This window comes from Microcystis sp. LEGE 08355 (genome assembly GCF_015207185.1).
GTDB classification, from domain to species: Bacteria; Cyanobacteriota; Cyanobacteriia; order Cyanobacteriales; family Microcystaceae; genus Microcystis; species Microcystis panniformis.
In genome coordinates, this window is record NZ_JADEXI010000473.1 from 1 (window position 1) to 3631 (window position 3631).

The following is a 3631-nucleotide window of genomic DNA, read 5'->3' on the forward strand; positions in this document are numbered from 1 at the left end:
TTTTTAGATGGGATACCGCCGAGTCTTGGCTGTCCACAGAGGCAATACCGACCCCATGGAAGCCCAACTCTAGCGCTTTTTCTTTGATTTGTGTTTCTGTGGGCATAGACATATCTTAAGTCAAGTATTTGTAACAATTATTTACAATGATCAATTTATTGAGCCAAATCCCAGGCTCAACAGTTAGAAACCATGATCAACGAAGAAACTGTGGTTCCCGTCCCCGCTATATCGTCCTCATACTAAATCCAGTTATTAAAAACTGATTATTTATTCTCCGTTTTGCATGAGTGCATGAGTAGAAAACGGGTTTCTCCGAGAAACCCGTTTTCTGTGCGTTACTCAACGGATTTAGTATAACTATTGACTTGCTCAATTAACACCCGTCCCTAAAATGACTTGTACTTTGCTAGTACAATTATAGTAAAATAAGAAAGATTAAAACAAATAACCATGTCTCAACCGATTACCATCGAAGATATCTATAAACTTTTTGAGAAAACTAACGAAAAGTTTGAACAATCACGCCAAGAATACGATCGCCGGGCTGCTGAAGCCAAGGCTGAAGCTAAGGCCGAAGCTGATCGCCGGGCCGCTGAATACGATCGCTGGGCTGCTGAAGCCGATCGCCGGGCCGCTGAAGCCAAGGCCGAAGCCGATCGCCGGGCCGCTGAAGCCGATCGCCGGGCTGCTGAAGCTAGGGCCGAAGCCGATCGCCGGGCCGCTGAATACGATCGCCGGGCCGCTGAATATGATCGCCGGGCTGCTGAAGCCAAGGCCGAAGCTGATCGCCGTTTGGCCGAGCTAGAGAAAACAGTGGCCAATACCAGTCGTGCTGTGGATAGTTTAACCACTCGCTGGGGAAGATTCGTCGAGGAATTAGTCGAACCTGCTGTTATTGGCCTATTTCGTAGCAAAGGTATCGATGTCAAAGAAACCTACAGTCGTGCCAGGGTAAAACGGCAAGGAATAGCCATGGAGATTGATATTTTAGCCGTCGATGAAACCGAGGTAGTTTTAGTAGAATGTAAGTCTCGTTTATCGAAAGATGATGTCAATGAGTTTTTAGAAAAATTAAGTCGATTTAAACAAGCATTTCCCCATTATAAAAACTATCAGGCTTATGGTGCAGTGGCGGGAATAGAAATAGACGAAGGAGTAGATCGTTATGCCTATAAACAGGGTTTATTTGTGATTAAACCATCGGGAGAAACGGTAGAAATCATTAACGATTCTGGTTTCGAGCCTAAATTATGGTAGGGGAAGGATGGGTCTTTCATCTGGCAAAGTATTGGCAGCAGGTCTAATTTTTCCAACCTAGTACTAGCCTAACTTATGGATACGATGCAGGATTAGTATTCATATCTTGGGTAAGTAACACCTTGCATAAGTAGGGAGGCACAATTATTTGTAGGGCGTTGGGTTTCATGCTTCAACCCAACCTACGTTCATCTTATATTTAATTCCACCCACCCACTTAATTAATTTTTGAGGATTCAAAAACGGCAAAAATAAGGATTAAATAGTATAAAATCTGTGAATGGACTATTTCTAATTCTTCTGACTACTGACGACCGACTCTCAACCCGAACAACAATTTTTTATTTTTACAAGAGATCTAGTGACGTTTTGTCCTAAAATTGCCAATACCCAGTTTCAATGCACGAGAACCTAATAGCTAAAAACTGGCTCCAGTTTTTGACCGGGATAGCACCGCTTGATCGCAGTGGATCGTAAAATGGGATAATGCTAACTTTGAGAGTCAGAGAGACTATGAGTGAATTCGACTACGATTTAATTATTATCGGTGCTGGAGTTGGTGGCCACGGAGCAGCCCTACACGCGGTCAAATGTGGGCTAAAAACGGCTATTATCGAAGCCAAAGATATGGGAGGAACCTGTGTTAATCGCGGTTGTATTCCCTCTAAAGCTTTACTGGCAGCCTCGGGACGAGTGCGCGAATTGGCCGATAGTGACCATCTGAAAAGTCTAGGTATTGCCATCGGTGGCGTTAATTTTGACCGTCCGACCATTGCCGATCATGCTAACAACCTTGTTAGTAAAATTAGAGGCGATCTCACTAATAGTCTTAAACGTCTCAAGGTTGATACTATCCACGGTTGGGGAAAAATCGCCGGTCCGCAAAAAGTTAGCGTCATCGGGGATAGTGGCGAAAAAATCTACACCGCTAAGGATATTATGCTCTGTCCGGGGTCGGTTCCCTTTGTCCCACCGGGGATCGAGATCGATCATAAAACGGTTTTTACCAGCGATGAGGCCGTTAGATTAGAAACTTTACCCAAGTGGATTGCAATCATCGGTAGTGGTTATATCGGTCTGGAATTTTCGGATATATACACCGCTTTGGGTTGTGAAGTGACGATGATCGAAGCTTTAGATAGTCTCATGCCGGGATTTGACCCAGAAATCTCGAAAATCGCGGAAAGAGTTCTGATTAAACCTAGAGACATCGAGACTTATGTGGGAGTTTTGGCAAAAAGTATTAAACCGGGGAATCCTGTGGCCATTGAACTGGTGGACGCAAAAAGCAAAGAAGCGATCGAAATTTTAGAGGTAGATGCTTGTTTAGTCGCTACAGGAAGAATCCCCGCGACCAAGAATCTCGGATTGGAATTTGTGGGGGTAGAACTGGATAAACGCGGTTTTATTGCCGTTAATGACAAAATGCAGGTAATTCAGGACGGTGAACCGATTCCCCATCTCTGGGCCGTCGGCGATGCTACGGGTAAAATGATGTTAGCTCACGCTGCTTCGGGTCAAGGGGTAATAGCCATTGAAAATATCTGTAATCGCCCAAAAACCATCGATTATCGCAGTATTCCCGCCGCCGCTTTTACCCACCCCGAAATTAGTTATGTGGGTTTAACGGAACCGCAAGCAGAAGCTTTGGCACAGCAAGAAGGGTATAAGGTGGCTTCTGTCAAGACCTATTTTAAGGGAAATTCTAAAGCTTTAGCGGAAGGAGAAACGGAAGGCATCGCTAAAGTCGTTTATCGTCAGGATACGGGGGAATTACTCGGTGTTCATATTATCGGTATCCACGCATCGGATTTAATTCAAGAAGCGGCCAATGCGATCGCTGAACGTAAATCTGTCCATGAACTCGCTTTCCGCATCCACACCCATCCAACTCTCTCAGAAGTCCTCGACGAAGCTTATAAACGAGCAGAAGTAGCAGCATAGAGTCAGTTATCAGTTATCAGTTATCAGTTATTACCGTTAAGTTTCCGACTCCTAAATTCTGACTACTTTCTCTTTTTTTACTTTTTACTTTCAAGATTATGTTTGGATTAGGTTGGCCAGAAATAGTAATTATTGCTGTGGTTGTTCTCCTGATATTTGGACCGAAAAAAATACCCGAATTTGGGGCAGCTTTGGGAAAAACTTTACGGGGATTTAAAGAAGAAATCAATCAAGATGAGCAAGAAATTGAAGACAGTGACGAGAAGATGAGATAAATTTCGCCCGTATGAAACTCCGCTATATCAGTTATCAGTTATCAGTTATCAGTTATCAGTTATCAGTTATCAGTTATCAGTTATCAGTTATCAGTTATCAGTTATCAGTTATCAGTTATCAGTTATCAGTTATCAGTTATCAGTTATCAGTT

Annotated in this window: 3 protein-coding genes and 1 pseudogene; 3 read left to right on the forward strand and 1 reads right to left on the reverse strand. The window is 43.4% G+C overall.

Features of this window, described 5'->3' with window-relative positions:
* Nucleotides 1-106 (reverse strand): annotated as a pseudogene (locus tag IQ242_RS19420) (epoxyqueuosine reductase); the annotation flags it as partial.
* Between the two features lie 347 nt (nt 107-453).
* On the opposite strand from IQ242_RS19420, the gene IQ242_RS19425 reads away from it, so the two are divergent.
* The 3 genes from IQ242_RS19425 (at nt 454) to tatA (ending at nt 3479) form a co-directional block, all read left to right on the forward strand.
* The gene (locus IQ242_RS19425; protein ID WP_193961092.1) at nt 454-1260 is read left to right on the forward strand and encodes a DUF3782 domain-containing protein; all 807 of its coding nucleotides are present in this window, start codon (nt 454-456) and stop codon (nt 1258-1260) included.
* Nucleotides 1261-1773: 513 nt separating this feature from the next.
* Entirely contained in the window at nt 1774-3204 is a 1431-nt protein-coding gene (gene lpdA, locus IQ242_RS19430) for a dihydrolipoyl dehydrogenase (RefSeq protein WP_046662267.1), read from the forward strand.
* Nucleotides 3205-3302: 98 nt separating this feature from the next.
* Complete coding sequence (tatA, locus tag IQ242_RS19435; protein ID WP_002733416.1) at nt 3303-3479, forward strand: twin-arginine translocase TatA/TatE family subunit; 177 nt, start codon at nt 3303-3305, stop codon at nt 3477-3479.
* Nucleotides 3480-3631: the final 152 nt, after the last annotated feature.